Here is an 18,409-nt window from a genome sequence, read left to right as displayed (position 1 = left end):
GCTCTGCGATCCGGTTAACAACCGATAAACTACGCGTACGTCCGTGATTTTACGGACCGGAACGTCTCCGCTATGCCGACGTCTCCCATGGGGCTTGGGCAGCTTGGGGATTTCCGATGAAAAAATATTCGATTGTACGGATTGGAAGCGAGTACATCGTGCAGGCCGGAGAGACCAGTATTTTGAAGGTTTCGAGCCGGCGGGAGGCCGCCAAACTGGTCACCGATGCGGCTGAACTTTTGCAGCACGAACCGGCTCCCGGCGCGGACGAGCCCACATCAATCGAACGTGAAGATCCCGAAGTTCCTTGACGATCGGGCCCGATTCCCCTAATGACCGCGGCGGGACACCTCCCCCCAACGGGAGGCTTACTATCTGGAAGGATAGATGATGACCGTAGCGAAGCCCGCTTCGCGGCCGAACGTGCCGCATTTTTCTTCCGGCCCCTGTGCCAAGCGCCCCGGCTGGAACCCCCAAAATCTCAAGGACGCAGCCCTCGGCCGCTCGCATCGTGCGAAGATCGGCAAGAGCAAGCTCAAGCTCGCGATCGAACTGACGCGCGAAGTGCTTGAGGTGCCGGCCGATTACAAGATCGGCATCGTGCCGGCGTCGGATACCGGCGCGGTCGAAATGGCGCTGTGGTCGCTGCTCGGCGCGCGGCCCGTCACCACCATCGCCTGGGAATCCTTCGGCGAGGGCTGGGTCAGCGACATCGTCAAGGAATTGAAACTGAAGGACGTCACCAAGCTGCATGCCGGGTATGGCGATCTTCCCGACCTGAGCAAGGTCGATCAGGCTTCCGACATCGTCTTCACCTGGAACGGCACCACCTCGGGCGTGCGCGTGCCGAACGCCGACTGGATCAGCGCGAAGCGTGAAGGCCTCACGATTTGCGATGCGACCTCGGCCGCTTTCGCGCAGCCGCTCGATTTCGCAAAGCTCGATGTGGTCACCTTCTCCTGGCAGAAGGCGCTGGGCGGCGAGGCCGCGCATGGCATGCTGATCCTCTCGCCGCGCGCGGTGGAGCGGCTCGAGACCTACAAGCCGGCCTGGCCGCTGCCGAAGATCTTCCGTCTGACCAAGGGCGGCAAGCTCAACCAGGGCATCTTCGAGGGCGAGACCATCAACACGCCGTCGATGCTGTGCGTCGAGGATTATCTCGATGCGCTGAACTGGGCGAAATCGATCGGCGGCCTCAAGGCCCTGATCGCGCGCGCCGACGCCAACACCAAGGTGCTGTCGGACTGGAAGGCGAAGACGCCGTGGATCGATTTCCTGGCGAAGGATCCGTCGATCCGCTCCAACACGTCGGTGTGCCTGAAGTTCGTCGATCCCGCGATCACCTCCCTCAATGCGGACGCGCAGGCGGAGTTTTCCAAGAAACTCGTCGCGCTGGTGGAGAAGGAAGCCGCCGGTTACGACTTCGCCTACTACCGCGATGCGCCGGCAGGCCTGCGGATCTGGTGCGGCGCCACCGTGGAAGCCTCCGATGTCGCGCTGCTGACGCAGTGGATCGACTGGGCGTTCGCCGAGACCAAGGCGGCACTGCCCAAGGCAGCTTGACGTTAAGGCGACGTGTAGTTCGGCCGTGCGGATTTTCCGCACGGCAACATCTCCACAGGCCATTCCATGTTCGAGCCCGAGAACGATATCGAGCGTTTGCTGATGCGTGCATCGGCCGAGCCGGCCGAGCGGCCCGGCTTCGCGCGCGCGCTGATGGATGCACAGATCTTCGTCGTGCTGGTGCCCGACCGCCCGATCGTTCCGGGGCCCGACGGCAAGGTCACGATACCCCAAGGCGCCAAATTGGCGCTGCCGAACGCGATGCGCGGCGAGGAAAGGCTGATCCCGTTCTTCACTTCGCCGTCGCGGGCGCGCATCTGGTTCAGCGGCGATCACATCGCCGCGCCGGACCGGACGCGCGATCTGTTCGAGCGTTATCCCGATGCACCGTTCCTGCTCAACCCAGGCTCGGACTACGGCAAGGAATTCACGCCGGCTGAAGTGAAGCGTTTGCTGGCCGGCGAGTTCGACGATCGCCCGCGGACCATCGTTACGGAGAAATCCGAGCAGGTGCTGCTGGGTCATCCCAGGGAAATCCCCGTCGACCTGATCGCTGCGCTGGCCCGCGAACTCAGCGCCGTCAAAACGGTGCAGGGCGCCTGGCTGATGCTGGCGATGCTGCCGGGCAACAACGAACAAAGCTGGATGCTCGGCATCGATCACTCGGGCGCGTGGCAGGACGTTCAGGACGCGATCGGCCGCGCGCTCACGGACGATATTCTCGGGGGGAGAATACTCGACGCCGTGCCACTCGAGGGCAGTTCGCTCGCCTCCACACTACGTACTGGAATTTCGATCACCGCCGTCTAATGGCGGCTTCCTCAGGACACTTCAGGCAGAAATCCCATGACCAAACCCAAAGTTCTCATTTCCGACGCGCTCTCCCCCGCAGCCGTGCAGATCTTCAGGGATCGCGGCGTCGAGGTCGACTTCCAGCCCAATCTCGGCAAGGACAAGGACAAGCTCGCCGAGATCATCGGCAATTACGACGGCCTTGCGATCCGCTCGGCGACGAAAGCGACCGCGAAGATCATCGACAAGGCGACCAAGCTCAAGGTGATCGGCCGCGCCGGCATCGGCGTCGACAATGTCGAGATACCCGCAGCCACCGCCAAGGGCATCATCGTGATGAATACGCCGTTCGGCAATTCGATCACGACCGCGGAACACGCGATCACGCTGATGCTGGCGCTGGCGCGCGAAATTCCGCAGGCCGATGCCTCTACCCAGGCCGGCAAGTGGGAGAAGAACCGCTTCATGGGCGTCGAGATCACCGGCAAGACGCTGGGCGTGATCGGCTGCGGCAATATCGGCACGATCGCCGCTGACCGCGCGCTCGGCCTGCGCATGAAGGTGGTCGCGTTCGATCCGTTCCTGTCGCCCGAGCGCGCCAAGGACATCGGCGTCGAGAAGGTCGAACTCGATGAACTGCTCAAGCGTGCCGATTTCATCACGCTGCACACGCCGCTGACCGAGAAGACCAGGAACATCATCGACGCGGCGGCGATTGCGAAAATGAAGAAAGGCGTTCGCATCATCAACTGCGCCCGCGGCGGTCTGGTCGATGAGCAGGCGCTGCTCGACGCGCTGAATTCCAAGCATGTCGCGGGCGCAGCCTTTGACGTGTTCGTCGAGGAGCCCGCCACCAAGAACGTGCTGTTTGGCCATCCCAACGTGATCTGCACGCCGCATCTCGGCGCCTCCACCACGGAAGCGCAGGAGAACGTCGCGCTGCAGGTCGCCGAGCAGATGTCGGACTATCTGCTGACCGGCGCGATCTCGAACGCGGTGAACTTCCCCTCGATCACGGCGGAGGAAGCGCCGAAGCTGAAGCCGTTCATCGAGCTCGCCGAGAAGCTCGGCTCGTTCGCCGGCCAGCTCACCGAGAGCGGGATCCTGAAGACCGAGATCACCTATGAGGGGCACGTCGCCGAGATGAAGATCAAGGCGATCACCTCGGCGGTGCTGTCGGGCCTGCTGCGGCCGATGCTGGGCGAGGTCAACGTGGTCTCCGCGCCTGTTGTTGCGAAGGAGCGCGGCATGGTGGTGGACGAAATCGTGCGCGCGGCGCAGAGCGACTATGAAAGCCTGATCACCGTGACCGTCACCACCGAACGGCAGGAACGCTCGGTGTCCGGCACTGTCTATCATGACGGCAAGCCGCGGCTGGTCGACATCAAAGGCATCCGGGTCGATGCCGAATTCGGCAAATCGATGATCTACGTCACCAACGAGGACAAGCCCGGCTTCATCGGCAGCTTCGCCAGCCTGCTCGGCGCGGCCCAGATCAACATCGCTACCTTCCATCTCGGCCGCACCAAGCAGGGCGGCGACGCCATCGCGCTGGTCGAGATCGACGGTCCTGTACCCGCTGACGTGCTGAGCAAGGTGCAGGCGCTGCCGCAGGTGAAGCAGGCAAAGGCGCTGGTGTTCTAGGCCGCGTCGGTCCTTCCCTCTCGGAGGGGGAGTTACTCTTCGCCGCGGTCCTGCCGCGGCGAAGCCGCATGGAAGCCTCAAATCTCAATCGAACCGGTCTCTCGCTTGCCGCGTCTCATGACCGGGGTGATGGCATTGCTTGCGCGTCGCCATCGGGCGAACGGTTCAGGAGAGAAATCCATGAGATTGAAAGCGAACGGTTTTTTGACGGCGAGCGTCGCCGTGCTGGCGGCGTTTGCCGCAGGCGGGGTGCGCGCGGCTGACGTGGCCGCCAGTTCGGCGGTAGACGCCGTGACTGTCTACCCCGACGGCGCCAGCGTCACGCGCCTCATCACGGTCGACCTGCTGGCCGGCGAGAATTCCGCCGTCCTCAAGGATTTCCCGCTGACGCTGGACCCGTCCTCGCTGCGGGTCGAGGGTGAGGCCGGCGCAAAGCTTACGATCGGCGCGATCGATGCCAAATCGCCGCGCGCGGCGCCGCCGGTGAACCTGCCCGAACTCGACAAGCGCATCGAGACGCTGAAGGACGAGCGCGCCAATCTGCAAGGCGCGATCGATGCGGCGACCGCCCGGCGCAAATTCGCCGAACGTTTTGCGGATACTTCGCCGGCCGGCATCGGCGACAAGGGTGAGGCGCGGCCGATCTCCGAATGGCGCACGGCCTTTGCCGCGGTCGGCGACGAAATCGCCAGCGCCGATGCCGCGATCCGCGACGCCCAGCGCAAGCAGCGCGAACTCGACCGTGAAATCGCGCGGCTTGAACAGGACAAGGCGCAGAAGCCGCCGAACAAGCTTGAGGTGCGGATCGAACTTGCGGCCGCCGCCGCCACCAAGGCGACGCTGCGGGTGACCTATGCGGTGCGCAATGCGCGCTGGACGCCGCTCTACGACGCCCGGCTCGACACTGGCGCCAAGGATCGCAAGCCGGCGCTCGAACTGGTGCGCCGCGCCGAAATCACGCAAAACACCGGCGAGGATTGGTCGAATGTCGCGCTCGCCGTTTCCACCGTGCGCACGGCGCGCGGCGGCAACGCGCCCGAACTCAATTCGCTGATCGTGCAGTATCCGCAACTGCCGCGGCCTCAGGCGTCGGCGAGCGGCGTAGTGGAGCAGGGGATGCGATTCCGCGATGCGGCGCCTGCGCCGAGGATCGCGGAACCCCTCGGGGGCAAAATGGCGGAGGTGCGGGAGCGGGCCGACGAGCAGCAGGCCACGGCTGACGTCAGCGGCTTCCAGGTGGTGTTCAAAATTCCGGGCCGCGTCTCCGTCGGCGCCAGCGAGGGCGCCAAGAGCCTGCGCGTCTCCACCGCGACCATCACGCCCGATCTCGCGGTGCGCGCCGCGCCGGTGAGGGATCCGACCGCGTTCCTCGAAGCGAGCTTCAAGCAGAATGAGGATGCGCCGCTATTGTCCGGACGCGTTTCGATCTATCGCGACGGCGTCTTCGTCGGCCGCGGCCAGATGGCTGCTGCGGCCAAGGACGAGACCGTGCGGCTCGGCTTCGGCGCCGACGACAAGATCAAGATCGAACGCAACGTCCTCAAGCGCAACGAGGGCTCCGCCGGTCTGATCGTGACGACCTCGAAGACCGACGAGCGCGCGTTCAAAACCACGGTGCGCAACGGCCATGATTTCCCGATCCGGATCGCGATCGAGGACCAGTTGCCGGTCAGCGAGAACGAGGAGATCCAGGTCGAGATGCTGTCCTCCACGACGCCGCCCTCCGCGACCAATGTGCGCGATCGGCGCGGCGTGCTGGAATGGGCGTTTGAGGCCAAGGCAGGCGAGGTGAGGGACATCAACTTCGCCTGGCGGATACGCTGGCCCAAGGACAAGGGCGTCGTGATGGTGCCGGCGGGGTAGGGCGGCGGCGTCTCTCCCTCTCCCCGTTCTTCACGGGGAGAGGGAGAGGAAGCGTCCGTGCTCATTTGCGCTTGGCCGCATTCAACTCCGCTTCCCATCCAAACACCGAGCGGCCGTCTAGCGCTGGCGAAGCGGCGCGCTCGCCCGCAATGAACGTGTCGAGCGACGGCCCCTGCGCCGAACGTTCGAGCCGGCGTGACTGGTCATCGAGCCGCTTCAAGGCCTGCATCTCTTCGTCGCGGCCGAGTTTTGCATTTTGTACCGCTGACTTCAGCACGCGAATGGTCTCATCGTAGACCTTGATCGGTACGGGGTAGGGATGGCGGTCCTTGCCGCCATGCGCCAGCGAGAAGCGGGCGGGATCGGCGAAACGGTACGGTGCGCCATGGACGACTTCGGCGACCATGGCGAGCGAACGAACGGTGCGCAGCCCGACGCCGGGCGTCAGCAGCAATTCCGGAAAATCGACCGGCCCGCGCTCGGCCGCCGCTGCCAGCGTGCCGTGCAGGCGGCGGCTGAACACGTCACTTGATCGGACGTCATGGTGCGCGGGCATGACGAGATGCGGCAGCAGGGCTTGCGCCGGCTCGTTGCGCTCGATCGCGGCGAGCTCATGGACGATGCGAGCCGGGCCCATCTCGCCCAGCAATTCAAGCTGCGCCGCGCGCGAGCGCTCCGCCCGGCGGTCGGTGAGGTTGACGATCTCGCCCTGCGCCGGGCCGTCGATCGCGCTGTGCGGCTCGTCGACAAAACTTTCGAGCTGTTCGGAGTGCCAGTGGTAGCGCCGGGCCTGCCGCTTGTCGCCGTTCATGCCCTGCTGCACCACGGTCCATTTGCCGTCGTCGGTGACGAAGAAGCCGTGGAGATAGAGATCGAAACCGTCCTGCACGGCGGCGCTGTCGACCTTGGCGACGAGTCGGCTGGTCCGGACCAATTGCGGCGCATCGAAGCCAATGCGTTCGCCGAGCAGGCGAAGCTCGTCGGGCGTCTTGCGCGAATGTTGTCCCCGGCCGCCGCAGACGTGGATGCCAAGCTCGCCCTCCAGCGGCTTCAGTCCGCGCTTCAGCGCGCCGATGACGCTGGTGGTGATGCCGGACGAGTGCCAGTCCATGCCCATGACCGCGCCGAATGACTGAAACCAGAACGGATGCGACAGCCGCCGCAGGAATTCATCGCGTCCGTAATGATGCACGATGCCTTGCGTGATGATGGCGCCGAGCGAGGACATGCGCACGCCGAGCCAGGCGGGAACGCGTCCGCCATGCAGGGGGAGGTCGGCGCTGCCGGTACGTCTTGCCATCGGCTCCTGCGAGATCTCAATCGAGCGGTAGTTTATCAGGCCCGGGCCGTCAGGTCTTTCGATCGACCATCGTCCGGAAGGTGATCGAATAGCGCGGTGCCTCGACGGCCGGAATGCTGTGTTCCCAGACCCGCCGAGCTTCGCCTGATATCATGTAGAGCGAGCGCGGCGCTGCCTCGAGCGTGTAGCGCTGCCACTTCTCCCCAGCAGGCCGGCGGAAGCGGAACTTGCACGAGGCGCCGAGCGACAGGCCGAAGATCCGATCAAAATGCGGCTTGTCCCGATGCCAGCCGATCCCGACGCCGGTGTCATATTCGGTGCAGAGAACCTGGCCGATGCGGGTCGATGGTCCGCCATGTGCCTCGACCTTCTCGATCAGGGGTGCAAGCCAGCCTGGGATCGGCTCGGCCGGCTGCAGCCGCTGCAGCGTGTAATCGTAACGGAATCCGAACGACGCAACCCGCCGTTTGCCCTCGAACGAGCCGAACTGGAACGGCTGCAGCGGCAGGGCCGCGACGCGGTCAATGAGTTCGCGCTCGAGATCCGGCGCGATGAATTCGGCGACGTATTGCAGGCCTGCCGGCGGGCTCTGTTCGTCGGCAAAGAGGGCGAGCTGCCCTGTCATGCCGGTATTCTCGGAAATGTTCGCATGGACCAGATATGGGGATTGAGCCGACCCATGAAAGAACGGACTCAGTGGTTCTGAACCGCAATCGCGCGCGGTGGATTGCTTCTTTTTCCTGTCAGCGTGAGGAACTTTGCCGATTCCGGCAGATTGTCGATTGAGAAATGGAGGCAGGGCATACGGAGGAAACCATGCACGGTCTCATCTATCTTGTCGGCCTCATTGTCGTGATCCTGGCGATTCTGTCGTTCTTCGGCCTTCGCTAGCGCCATGGAGAAACCGATGGAAAACGTCACGCCCGCGGCGCGCACCGACATCGCGCCGCGATTCCTGCAGTGGTCGCCGATTGTGCTGGGGGCGTTCGCGGCGACGGCGCTCTCGTCGGTGCTGCTGACGTTCGCCGTCACCATTGGCCTCGGCGTCACGTCGACAGCGCCAACGTGGCGCGATGCTTCTGCAGCACTGGCAATCCTGTCCGGACTTTACCTGATCATTCAGGCCGTGCTCAGCTTCGGCCTCGGCGGCTACATCGCTGGACATAGCCGTGTCCCGGTCGGCGCGGCCACGGTGGAGGAAACCGAGCACGTCGACGGCGCGCATGGCCTCGGCTCCTGGGCGCTCGCTGTCGTCATGGGCGCCATTCTCGCCGCCCTGATCGGCGCGGCCACGATCAGCCGGACGCCCTCGATGCGCACCTCCGCGCAGGCGAGCGCGGCCGAACCGCTGTTGAGCTATGAGCTGGACCGGCTGTTTCGCGCCGGCCGTCGCGCGCCCAATACCGATCTCAGCGCCGAGCGCGCCGAAGCCGGCCGCATCCTGCTCACCACCTCGAGCCACAGCGGCTTGAGCGCCGACGACCGTACCTATCTCATTCAGCAGGTTGGCGCGCTGACTGGGCTTTCTGCACCCGATGCGGAAAAGCGGGTCGATAGCGTGATCGCCAACGCCAAGACGGCGATCGCGAGGTCGCGGCGCAGCACCATCATCCTCGCCTTCTCGGTAGCGACCGCGATATTGCTCGGTGCTGTCGCGGCCTGGGCGGCCGCCTGCGCCGGCGGGCGGCACCGGGATGGTGCGCCACTGCCGGAATGGATCGAGCGGTCGAATGCGCTCAGCCGGCGAAGGACAGTGCTGCCGTAGCGCAGAACGGGTTGTCTCCCTCTCCCCGTTCCTCACGGGGAGAGGGAGTGAGGCGGCGACGGCGCTCACTTCGCCTTCAGGAACTCCGCCACTTCCAGCAGCACGAACTCGTTGTCGTCGGCCTTGTTGGGATCGCGGCTGGAGGAGAACGGCAGATTGTTGTCGTTGCCGACGATGATATGCGTCTCGTCGACGCGATCGACGTTCTCGATGGTGAAGAACGGGAACGTCAGCACGCCGTCATTGAGCGGGCTGCGTGCCTTCTTGTCGGGATCCCGGATCTTCATCAGGTCGACATAAGCGATCTTGCGCACCGGCTTGCCGACATTGGCGTCGGAAAGCTCGACCTTGTAGACGCGCTTGAATTTGGCGAGATCGGGAAAGCAGTTCTCGCCGCGCTGGCCGGCCGGGCAGGCCTTGTCGGCGGTGCCTTCGCCATTGTCGCGCTCGATAATCAGGCCGCTTGACGCGTCGATCATGTTGAAGTCGCCGATGGCGTTGCCGTTCTGCTCGAACACATATTGCCAAAAGCGGCCGGTGAATTTTTCCGCCGCGACGTCGAATTCGAGAATACGTGCGGCTTCCTTGCCATCGATCTTTTCGACGTCCTTTTTCTCGGCGTCCCACAGCGGGCCTTCGAGCAGGCCATAGAGGAATTTGCCGTCCTTCGAAGCGGCAAAACCTTCATAGCCCTTGGAGCGGCGCAGGTTGACCGTGGTGTAGCTCGCGCCCGGCGCCGCCGGCGACTGCACCGACCAGTGATCCGGCGAGCGCACCGGCTTGCCGTCGGCGGTGGTCTCGAACACCGCCAGGATCTTGCCGGTCTTGTCGGCCTTCAGCACGTAGGGGCCGAACTCGTCGCCGATCCAGAAGGTGTCGCCGACGATCTGAAAACCTTCGGTGTCGAAGTCGGCGCCGGTGAGGTAACGCTTGGCGGTGTCCTCATGCAGGATGCGGAACGGCACCTTCTTGTCGGGATCGTGCAGGAAGATGGTTTCCTGCCGCTCGATCTTGCCGCTGGCCCAGTCGATCTTGTGGCGGTTGAGATAGAGCATCGAATCGGCCGAATTGTAGCGCGAGCCCATGCCGTTGTCGGTGAGCACCCAGAACGTGCCGTCCGGCATCACCTTGATGCCGGAATGGCCCTGCAGCGGCTGGCCCTTGAACGGCAGCGAGACGCCGGTCGGCCGCTCATAGGACTTGCCCATCACGGTGCCGGCAGCATCGATGCGCTTGCCGGTGGTGTATTTGCCCGCGGTCTTGAGATCGGCCGGCGCGTCGGCGGGCGCATCGATGAAGGTCTCGGCCGGCATTACGGCGTGGCCTTTCAGCGTGGCGGGAAACTCGCCTTCGCCTTGCGCAAAGGCGGCACTGGCCAGAAAGACAGACGCGACGGAGCAGAGCAATGACACGCGCATGGCGGATCTCCTGTGGATGACGGTGCGCCTGTCTTGCGGAGCGGTTGTTACAATTAGCTGACAGTTCCGTGAAGAACCTGTAACGCCCTTGGATAAGCGTTGCCGCGTTATGCCGTGGGCGGACCAGCGGGCCGCATCGTCTGCGGCAGCAGGAACGGCACGCCCTGATCGGTATAGTCGATCGTGACGTCCACCTCAAAAATCCGGCGGATGGTCTCGGCTGTGATTGCTTCACTGCGGCCGCCGTCGACGGCGAGCCGGCCGCGATGCAGCAGCACGATCCGGTCGGCGAAGCGCATGGCCAGATTGAGATCGTGCAGCACGGCGATGACCGCCGTGCCATTCTGCGCTCGCCGCCGCGCTGTTTCCACCAGATCGACCTGGTGGCGCATGTCGAGGCTGGAGGTCGGCTCATCCAGCAAGAGAAGGCCAGGGCCATGCTTTGCCTCGCCGCTGGCGAGCTGCACCAGGACGCGGGCAAAATGCGCGCGCTGCTGCTCGCCGCCGGAAAGCGTCGGCAATTGCCGCTGGCTGAAATGCGCTAGCCCGACCTCGCCGAGCGCCGCGTCAACCAATGGCTGGGCGGTGGCGCGGCCGGCATCGCCCGCGCCCATATGGACGATTTCCTCGACCGTGAACGGGAAGGTGACGTTGACGTGCTGCGACAGCATCGCGCGGTGAAACGCGAGAAGGCGCGGCGGATAGAGGCGGATGTCGCGCTGCTTCAGCCTGACCTTTCCGCGCGTCGGGCAGAGGTCGCCGGACAGCATCCGCAGCAGCGTCGATTTGCCGGCGCCGTTGGGGCCGACGATGGCAACCATCTCGCCCGCCTTGATGCAAAGGTCGATACCGTCGACCAGCGTGGCGCCGCCGACAACCATCGAGACCGACTGCGCTTCGAGAAGGGCGGTCACAGCGAAACAAGTCCGCGCTGACGCAGCAGCATCCCCAGGAAGAACGGCGCGCCGACCGCCGCGGTGAGGATACCGATCGGCATTTCCGCGGGCGCCACGATGGTGCGGGCCATCGTATCCGCGCCGACCAGCAGCACCGCGCCAAGCACCATCGAAGCCGGCAGCAGCAGTCGATGCGCGGGCCCGACCACCAGCCGCAGCAGATGCGGCACCACGATGCCGACAAAGCCGACGACGCCGCAGACGGAGACGGCAACGCCGGTCATCGCCGACACCAGCACGATCGAAATCCGCTTCAGGCGCTCGACGTCGACGCCGCTGTGAAACGCCTCAGCCTCGCCGAGCACCAGCACGTCGAGCCCGCGCGCGATCCAGACGCAGGCGATGGCCGCACACCCCAGCACCGGCGCCAGCGTGGTGGCCTTGGGCCAGGTCGCTCCGCTCAGCGATCCCAGCATCCAGAAGGTGATATCGCGCAACTGGCGATCGTCGGCGATGAATACCAGAAGCCCGATGCCCGCATTGGCGATGGCAGCAATCGCGATGCCTGCCAGCAGGAAAATCGCGATCGACGTCCGTCCCGAGCGGCTGGCGATCGAATAGAGGATGATTGTCGTCGCCAGCGAACCCACAAACGCCGCGATCGGCAGCAGTTGATGCTGCATGAAGCGCAGGCTCTGCCCCATCTGGCTGTCGGTGAACACGATCGCCGCCGCTGCCGCCAGTGCGCCGCCGGAGGAAACGCCGACCAGCGCGGGATCGGCGAGCGGGTTTCGAAACAGCCCTTGCATGATCGCACCGGATGCCGCGAGCAGCGCGCCGATCATCGTCGCCGCGGCGATCCGCGGAATCCGGATCGACCACACGACAAGCTGGTCGCGCGCCAGCGTTGGCGCCGGCGCGGCGTCCGTCCACAGGCCGAGTGCGGCGGGCAGTCGCGCCAGCGGAATTCCGGCAGCGCCCATGGTGAGCGCGATCAGTGCCGTGCCGACGAGCGCAACGAGCAGACACACGATGGTAAGGGAGGCGGGAGGGCGAAACGCATATCCGACGCGCCGCCCCGTGCTGGCTCCGGCTAACACCGTCATGACCGGCAGTTGGCCGTCAGCGCCGCCGGCGCAAACTTCTCCGCCTGCGGCGCCAGTGCCGGATAGAGCTTGATCGAGAGATCGCGCGCGGCAGCCGCCGTGCGCGGCCCGAAGCCGAGCAGATAGAGGCCTTCCATCGAGATGAAGGCCTTGTTGGCCGCAGCCGGGGTCAGCGCAAAGCCCGGATGGACGTATACGGCTTCGGCGTCCAGCGAGTCCTTGCCGCGCTGGATCGAGAGAACGACGTCCGGCTTGGCTGCGACGATCGCCTCGTCGTTGATGGGCTTGTAGCCCTCATAGCCGTCGATGGCGTTCACGCCGCCGGCAAGCGCGATGATCTCGTTCGCCGCGGTGTTTTTGCCGGCGGCCATGGCGCGACCGTTCAAAAGCGACATCACGAACATCACGCGCACGGGCTTCGTCACCTTGGCGCGCAGCTCGCGCAATTGCGCCAGGTCGCCGGAGACGGCTGCGGTTAGGCATTCGGCCTGCTTGTCCGCGCCCATGGCGTGGCCGACCAGTTTGATCTTCTCGATCAGGCCCTGTTCGGAGAAGGTCTCGGGCACCAGCACCAGCGGCACCTTGGCGGCGTCCAGCACATCCATGGTTTCCTTCGGCCCGGACCCCTGTACGGCAAGCACCAGCGAAGGATTAAGACCGAGCACGCCCTCGGCGGAAAGCTGGCGCATGTAGCCGACATTCGGCTTGTCGCGCAGCGCCGCGGCCGGATAGAGGCTGGTCGAGTCGACGCCGGCGAGACGGTCCTCGAAACCGAGCGCATAGAGAATTTCGGTGATTGCGCCGCCGATCGAGACGATCCGCCCGGAGTCGCCGATGGTGACGTCGCGGTCGCGGGCATCATGCACGGTGATGCCGGCAGCGAGCGCCACGCCGCCGAGCAGGAAGCAGCCCGCCGCAGCCGACACCGCGAGTGTGCGACAAATTGTCATTTCGGGTTTACCTGGTCGGTCACTTGGTCAGGATCAGCTTGTTCTGCGACGTCAGCCGCAGGCGATAGTTCTCCGCACCATGTGCGATGATGATCTCGCGCTCGGCGGCGAACAGCTCGCGGCTATCGATCCGGTTGCCGTTGACAACGAGAGATCTCGTCGCGGCAGCGGCATTTGCCGATTGTGTTCGGGCTTCTCCGAGCTTGCTTCCCCCTGCTGTCGACATTTCGCGTTTGGTGCCCCGAAAAATTCAATCGATCTAAGCTTGTACAGTTGGGCGGGGCTGCAATCCAACCGCTGCACTTTACAATCGATATAAAGTGCCCGGTGGCATTATTGACCGTTCCCGCAACGCGGCGTAACCAAGATGAATGCGATACGTGCGGGGGTGCCCGGTCGCGAAAATTGGTAGCCAGCAAGCAGCCGCGCATCACCGCGACGCCCGCCAGCCAGATCCAAGAGACAAATAACAGGTTGGGGCAGTATGGCTTTCGGGGCTAGGCATTCGCGCGCCTTGGTTTTGGGCGCGTCGGCATTTTCGTTTGCGTTGTTATCAACAACCTCGGCGTTCACTCAGGTGCTCGAAGCGGAGACGGTCGCGCGCGGCTCCGAGCAGAAGAAGCAGGCGAAACGCAAATCGGCGAAACCCTTGCAGGACCAGCAGGTGGCGGCGCCCGTGATGAACGCGCGCGCGCAGATTGGGACCGGGCCGGTGCAATCGCTCGATACCCTCACGATAGTGGCGTCGAAGACGGAGGAGCGTGCGATCGACGCGCTGGCGCCGGTCAGCGTGGTGACGCTGGAGCAGATCCAGGGCCTGCAGCCGAACCGTCTGTCCGATATCTTCTACAACGTACCAGGTGTTTCGTTCCAGGAGCGCGGCGACGATCCTTCGACCGTCATCAATATCCGCGGCCTGCAGGATTTCGGCCGCGTCGCGGTCGTCGTCGACGGCGCGCGGCAGAACTATCAGCGCACCGGCCACAATGCCAACGGCTCGTTCTTCCTTGAGCCCGAGCTGGTCGGCGGCGTCGATATCGTGCGCGGGCCGACCGCGAACATCTACGGCTCCGGCGCGATCGGCGGCGTGGTCTCGTTCCGCACCAAGGACATCGACGACGTCGTGCGCCCGGGTGAGCGCTGGGGTGTCGACATGACCGGCTCCGGCGGTACCAACGATGCTCGCGGCCTCGGCTCGATCTTCGGCGGCGTCCGTGCCACTCCCGATGTCGATGTGTTCGGCGGCGCGGTGTACCGCACCCAGGGCAACTACAAGGACGGCAACGGCACCGAGATCGGTAATTCCGGCAACGAACTCGCGGCCGGCCTGATGAAGGTCACCGTTCGCCCCGCTGACGGCCACGAGATCAAGCTCGGCGGCATCTTCCAGGATTACCAATACAGCATCGGCCAGTTCAATCGCGGGCCGGTGCTGACCCCGGCGCAGCGCGCGCTGTTCCAGGGCTCGTCGGTCTATGCCTCCGATGTCAAGAACTACACGGGAACGCTGACCTGGAAGTACAGCAAGCCCAGCGACAATCTATGGGACTGGAATATGTCGCTGTACGGCAATCGTACCGACAACGACCAGGTCAAGACCTATCATAACAGCACCGCCGGTACGGTCTTTTGTGGCGGCACGTTCGGCAACAACATCTCGGGCTGCGTCGGCGACAGGCGGGGGTACGTGCTCGATACGCTCGGGATCGACGTCAACAATACGACGAGGTTCAACGTCGGCGATTGGCGCAACGCGGTCACGTTCGGCGTCGATGCTTTTCAGGATGACGTGAGCACCTTCGATCGCCGCGGCAACTCCAACATCACCACCCCCAGTGGCCTGCGCACCGTTTCCGGCGGTTTCGCGCAGTTGAAGCAGAATTATTCGACCTGGTTCGAGGCCGTCAGCGCGATCCGTTACGACCGCTACGACCTGCATTCGCCGACGGTGGCGACCGGTGGCGGTGGTGACAGGTTCTCGCCGAAGATCACCATCGGCGTGACACCGGTGGCGGGTTTCACGCCCTATGTCAGTTATGCTGAAGGCTATCGCGCGCCATCGATCACGGAGACCCTGGTTTCGGGTGCGCACCCCACGGGCGGCGGTCCGGCGTTCTTCACTTGCGCGGACGGCACGGTTGGCCTGTTCTGCTTCCTGCCCAATCCGAACCTGCGGCCGGAGGTCGGCAAGAACAAGGAGGCCGGCGTCAATCTGAAATATAACGGTATCTTTACCGCCGATGACAGCTTCCGTGGCAAGGTCAACGTGTTCCGCAATGACGTCAGCGACTACATCGACGCCGTCGCCTTTGGCCCTGTTCCGGTTCCGCCCTTCGGCACGTTCAACCGGTTCTATCAGTACCAGAACATTGCGCAGGCCCGAATCGAAGGCATCGAGGCGGAGACAATGTACGACGCCGGGCTGTGGTATGTCGGCGTTGCCGGCCATCTGATCCGCGGCAAGAACGTCGCGACCAATATCGGGCTTTCGACCATCACGCCGCGCAAGATCACCACCACCGGCGGCGTGCGGCTGCTCGACCGCAGGCTGATCTTGGCCGCGCAATGGTCCTCGTTCGGCGCCAACAACGACGTGCCCGCCGGCTATCTGCCCTCGACGGGGTATGAACTGGTCAATCTGTACCTGACCTGGAAGGCGACCAAGGACATTGTGTTCTCGGCTTCCATCGACAATCTCTTGAACCAGTACTATCGGCCTTACGCCATCCCCGGCAGTTCGGTTGATGGCACCACGCAGAACGACGTGTTGTGGTCGAGCCCTGGACCGGGCAGGGTCTACAAGGCCGGATTGAAGATCCACTTTGGCGGAGTGTAGTTCGACGAGCTGACAAACCAACAAAGTTGCACCGGGCCGCGCTGATGCTCCAGCGCGGCTTCGGTGCATCCATGTTTCCAACCAACTCAAACGGTATGCCAGGCGCGCCCAGCAACCCAGCAAGGAGATTTCAGATGTTTATCGCAATGAACCGGTTCCAGGTGAAGATTGGCTCCGAAGCGGCCTTCGAGACCGTCTGGCGCACGCGCGAATCCTATCTCAGCAGCATGGCCGGCTTCGTCGAGTTTCATCTGCTCAAGGGTCCCGTCGCCGAGGATCACACGCTGTATTCGTCGCATACGGTGTGGGTCGACAAGGCCGCGTTCGAAGCCTGGACCAAATCGGAAGAGTTCCGCCGCGCCCATGCCCGCGCCGACAACAAGACCGGTGAAAGCCTCTACCTCGGCCATCCCAAGTTCGAAGGTTTCGAGGTGATCCTGAGCGAGCGCAAGTCCAGCGCCGCCGCGTAACGGGGAGGGTGCGATGTTGAGCACGGAGCTTGCCGACCTCAAGGCACATATGGCGGAGAATCCGGGCGCGGTGATCGAGGACGTGGCGCGGGAGCGGAAAGTTACCGCGCGTGCCGTGCTCGAGGCGATGCCGGAAACGATGGTGCGTATCGGCGGCGGCAGCGAATTTGGCGCCGCGATGAACGATGTCGCGCAATGGGGCGAGGTGACGCTGATCGTCCACACCGACGACGCGATCTTCGAGTTCACCGGCGCCATTCCGGCGGGCGAGGTTGGCCGCGGTTATTTCAACCTGATGCAGCCGAAGGGGCTGCACGGCCATCTCCGCCACGGGCGTTGCGCGGCGATCGCCTTTGTCGAGCGACCGTTCATGGGCAAGTCGTCGGCCTTCATAGCGTTCGTCAATGTGGACGGCGGCATCATGTTCAAGGTGTTCGTCGGCCGTGACGAGACGCGGGCGCTGCGCGGCGACCAGTTGGAGCGCTTTCACGCGCTTAGCGAGAGGATCGCGCCCGCCCGCGCGGCGTAGCCGATCCGTATCGTCAACCCGGGAGGCGATCATGCAGCGAAGCGTGCTGGAAATTATGATCCGTTGGTGTGGCGCGGCCGGCGTGGCAGCCTTGCCGAGGGCGGCGTACGCCGCCACCGATGTCGCGCTGCTGCCACGCAATCTGTCGCCCTGGAACATGTTCGTGAATGCGGACGTCGTGGTGCAGGCGGTGATGGTCGGGCTCGCCTTCGCCTCGCTCGTGACATGGACGATCTGGCTGGCAAAAACCATCGAGATCCGCCGCAAGACGTCGACTGCCAGGCGGCGTCTCAGCATGTTGGAAACCGACACGGTGCTGGCCAAGGCAGAGCAGGAAAGCCGCGGCGGCCGCGATGCCGTGGCGCAGATCATCCTATCAGCCGCGCGCGAGGCCAGCCTCTCCGGCGGCCATTTCGACGACGGCCTCGAGGAACGGGTGGCGCTGCGGCTGGAGCGGGTCGAGGCGGCGATGTCGCGGCAGATCGCGCGCGGCACCGGTGTGCTCGCGACCATCGGCGCCACCGCGCCGTTCGTCGGCCTGTTCGGCACGGTCTGGGGCATCATGAATTCGTTCATCGGCATTTCCGAGGCCAAGACCACCAACCTTGCGGTGGTCGCGCCGGGTATTGCGGAAGCCCTGCTGGCGACCGCTCTCGGTCTCGTCGCGGCGATTCCGGCGGTCGTGATCTACAATCATCTCACCCGCACGATCACGGCCCATCGTGCGCTGCTCGGCGACGCCTCGGCGATGGTGCTGCTGCTGATCAGCCGCGAGGGCGACCGCGGCTCGTTTCGTCTCGCGCGCGCTGCCGAGTGAGCGAGGAGGGTGAACGATGGGCGCGAAACTGGGTAGCGTAGTTGGTGGTCGGGCGCGCGGCGGTAGCGACGACCTTGTCGAGGCCCATGAAATCAACGTCACGCCGTTCATCGACGTGATGCTGGTGCTCCTGATCATTTTTATGGTCGCGGCGCCGCTCGCAACCGTCGATCTCGGCGTCGATCTTCCCGCGAGCGCCGTCGAGCCGTCGCCGCGGCCGGACAAGCCGGTGTTCGTCACCGTGAAGCCGGACCTTTCGGTCGCCGTCGGCGAGGACGTGATCGCACGCGATACGCTGACCGCGACCCTCGATGCCGCCACCAAGGGCGAGAAGAACGAGCGCATCTTTCTGCGCGCAGACAAGACCGTCAGCTATGGCGACCTGATGGAGGTGATGAACCTGTTGCGCAACGCCGGCTACCTGAAGATCGCGCTGGTCGGCCTCGACGGCCGTAGTTGA

At 64.5% G+C, this 18,409-nt stretch carries 19 protein-coding genes; 11 read left to right on the top strand and 8 right to left on the bottom strand.

The window, feature by feature from the left end:
* Positions 1–116: 116 nt before the first annotated feature.
* The 5 genes from AC0QUY_RS34305 to AC0QUY_RS34285 all read left to right on the top strand — a co-directional run bounded on the left by AC0QUY_RS34305 (position 117) and on the right by AC0QUY_RS34285 (position 5,862).
* A complete protein-coding gene (locus tag AC0QUY_RS34305; protein WP_475390406.1) occupies positions 117–311 on the top strand; it encodes a hypothetical protein in 195 nt (64 codons plus the stop codon).
* Positions 312–390: 79 nt separating this feature from the next.
* Positions 391–1,563 (top strand): phosphoserine transaminase, encoded by a 1,173-nt coding sequence (locus AC0QUY_RS34300; protein ID WP_161856177.1) that lies wholly within the window; start codon positions 391–393, stop codon positions 1,561–1,563.
* Positions 1,564–1,629: 66 nt separating this feature from the next.
* Positions 1,630–2,373, top strand: coding sequence for an enhanced serine sensitivity protein SseB C-terminal domain-containing protein (locus tag AC0QUY_RS34295; protein ID WP_475390405.1), 744 nt, complete (start codon positions 1,630–1,632; stop codon positions 2,371–2,373).
* 36 nt (positions 2,374–2,409) lie between these two features.
* Positions 2,410–3,999: a phosphoglycerate dehydrogenase gene (gene serA / locus AC0QUY_RS34290; protein WP_475390404.1), complete on the top strand. Its 1,590-nt coding sequence runs from the start codon at positions 2,410–2,412 to the stop codon at positions 3,997–3,999.
* 180 nt (positions 4,000–4,179) lie between these two features.
* Positions 4,180–5,862, top strand: coding sequence for a mucoidy inhibitor MuiA family protein (locus AC0QUY_RS34285; RefSeq protein WP_475390403.1), 1,683 nt, complete (start codon positions 4,180–4,182; stop codon positions 5,860–5,862).
* Positions 5,863–5,923: 61 nt separating this feature from the next.
* On the opposite strand, the gene AC0QUY_RS34280 is transcribed toward AC0QUY_RS34285, so the two are convergent.
* The 3 genes from AC0QUY_RS34280 to AC0QUY_RS34270 all read right to left on the bottom strand — a co-directional run bounded on the left by AC0QUY_RS34280 (position 5,924) and on the right by AC0QUY_RS34270 (position 8,104).
* Positions 5,924–7,162, bottom strand: a complete 1,239-nt coding sequence (locus AC0QUY_RS34280; RefSeq protein WP_475390402.1) for a DUF763 domain-containing protein — start codon at positions 7,160–7,162, stop codon at positions 5,924–5,926.
* Between the two features lie 49 nt (positions 7,163–7,211).
* Positions 7,212–7,787 carry an alpha-ketoglutarate-dependent dioxygenase AlkB gene (locus AC0QUY_RS34275; protein ID WP_475390401.1) on the bottom strand — a complete coding sequence of 192 codons (576 nt, stop codon included), beginning with the start codon at positions 7,785–7,787 and terminating at the stop codon, positions 7,212–7,214.
* 68 nt (positions 7,788–7,855) lie between these two features.
* Positions 7,856–8,104: a hypothetical protein gene (locus tag AC0QUY_RS34270; RefSeq protein ID WP_475390400.1), complete on the bottom strand. Its 249-nt coding sequence runs from the start codon at positions 8,102–8,104 to the stop codon at positions 7,856–7,858.
* On the opposite strand from AC0QUY_RS34270, the gene AC0QUY_RS34265 reads away from it, so the two are divergent.
* On the top strand, positions 8,070–8,927 hold the full coding sequence (locus AC0QUY_RS34265; RefSeq protein ID WP_246738398.1) for a hypothetical protein: 858 nt from the start codon (positions 8,070–8,072) through the stop codon (positions 8,925–8,927). The genes AC0QUY_RS34270 and AC0QUY_RS34265 overlap by 35 nt on opposite strands.
* A gap of 65 nt (positions 8,928–8,992) precedes the next feature.
* On the opposite strand, the gene AC0QUY_RS34260 is transcribed toward AC0QUY_RS34265, so the two are convergent.
* From AC0QUY_RS34260 to AC0QUY_RS34240, 5 genes are all read right to left on the bottom strand, one after another.
* Positions 8,993–10,345 carry an esterase-like activity of phytase family protein gene (locus AC0QUY_RS34260; protein WP_475390399.1) on the bottom strand — a complete coding sequence of 451 codons (1,353 nt, stop codon included), beginning with the start codon at positions 10,343–10,345 and terminating at the stop codon, positions 8,993–8,995.
* A 107-nt stretch (positions 10,346–10,452) separates the two neighbouring features.
* Positions 10,453–11,259 carry a heme ABC transporter ATP-binding protein gene (locus AC0QUY_RS34255; RefSeq protein ID WP_475390398.1) on the bottom strand — a complete coding sequence of 269 codons (807 nt, stop codon included), beginning with the start codon at positions 11,257–11,259 and terminating at the stop codon, positions 10,453–10,455.
* Complete coding sequence (locus AC0QUY_RS34250) at positions 11,256–12,347, bottom strand: FecCD family ABC transporter permease (RefSeq protein ID WP_475390397.1); 1,092 nt, start codon at positions 12,345–12,347, stop codon at positions 11,256–11,258. The genes AC0QUY_RS34255 and AC0QUY_RS34250 overlap by 4 nt, the downstream gene beginning before the upstream one ends.
* Entirely contained in the window at positions 12,344–13,297 is a 954-nt protein-coding gene (locus AC0QUY_RS34245) for a heme/hemin ABC transporter substrate-binding protein (RefSeq protein WP_475390396.1), read from the bottom strand. The genes AC0QUY_RS34250 and AC0QUY_RS34245 overlap by 4 nt, the downstream gene beginning before the upstream one ends.
* 19 nt (positions 13,298–13,316) lie before the next feature.
* Entirely contained in the window at positions 13,317–13,523 is a 207-nt protein-coding gene (locus AC0QUY_RS34240) for a hemin uptake protein HemP (protein WP_475390395.1), read from the bottom strand.
* 258 nt (positions 13,524–13,781) lie between these two features.
* Here AC0QUY_RS34240 and AC0QUY_RS34235 point away from each other — a divergent pair, with 258 nt between their 5' ends.
* The 5 genes from AC0QUY_RS34235 (at position 13,782) to exbD (ending at position 18,409) form a co-directional block, all read left to right on the top strand.
* Positions 13,782–16,133: a TonB-dependent hemoglobin/transferrin/lactoferrin family receptor gene (locus AC0QUY_RS34235; RefSeq protein ID WP_475390394.1), complete on the top strand. Its 2,352-nt coding sequence runs from the start codon at positions 13,782–13,784 to the stop codon at positions 16,131–16,133.
* Between the two features lie 134 nt (positions 16,134–16,267).
* Complete coding sequence (hmuQ, locus tag AC0QUY_RS34230) at positions 16,268–16,603, top strand: heme-degrading protein HmuQ (RefSeq protein WP_057839794.1); 336 nt, start codon at positions 16,268–16,270, stop codon at positions 16,601–16,603.
* A 13-nt stretch (positions 16,604–16,616) separates the two neighbouring features.
* The gene (hutX, locus tag AC0QUY_RS34225; RefSeq protein WP_475390393.1) at positions 16,617–17,132 is read left to right on the top strand and encodes a heme utilization cystosolic carrier protein HutX; all 516 of its coding nucleotides are present in this window, start codon (positions 16,617–16,619) and stop codon (positions 17,130–17,132) included.
* A gap of 31 nt (positions 17,133–17,163) precedes the next feature.
* Positions 17,164–17,949: a tonB-system energizer ExbB gene (exbB, locus tag AC0QUY_RS34220; protein WP_475390392.1), complete on the top strand. Its 786-nt coding sequence runs from the start codon at positions 17,164–17,166 to the stop codon at positions 17,947–17,949.
* A gap of 16 nt (positions 17,950–17,965) precedes the next feature.
* Entirely contained in the window at positions 17,966–18,409 is a 444-nt protein-coding gene (gene exbD, locus AC0QUY_RS34215) for a TonB system transport protein ExbD (protein WP_475390391.1), read from the top strand.

This window comes from Bradyrhizobium sp. WYCCWR15520 (assembly GCF_056174665.1).
This window is presented reverse-complemented; position numbering and strand designations above follow the sequence as displayed.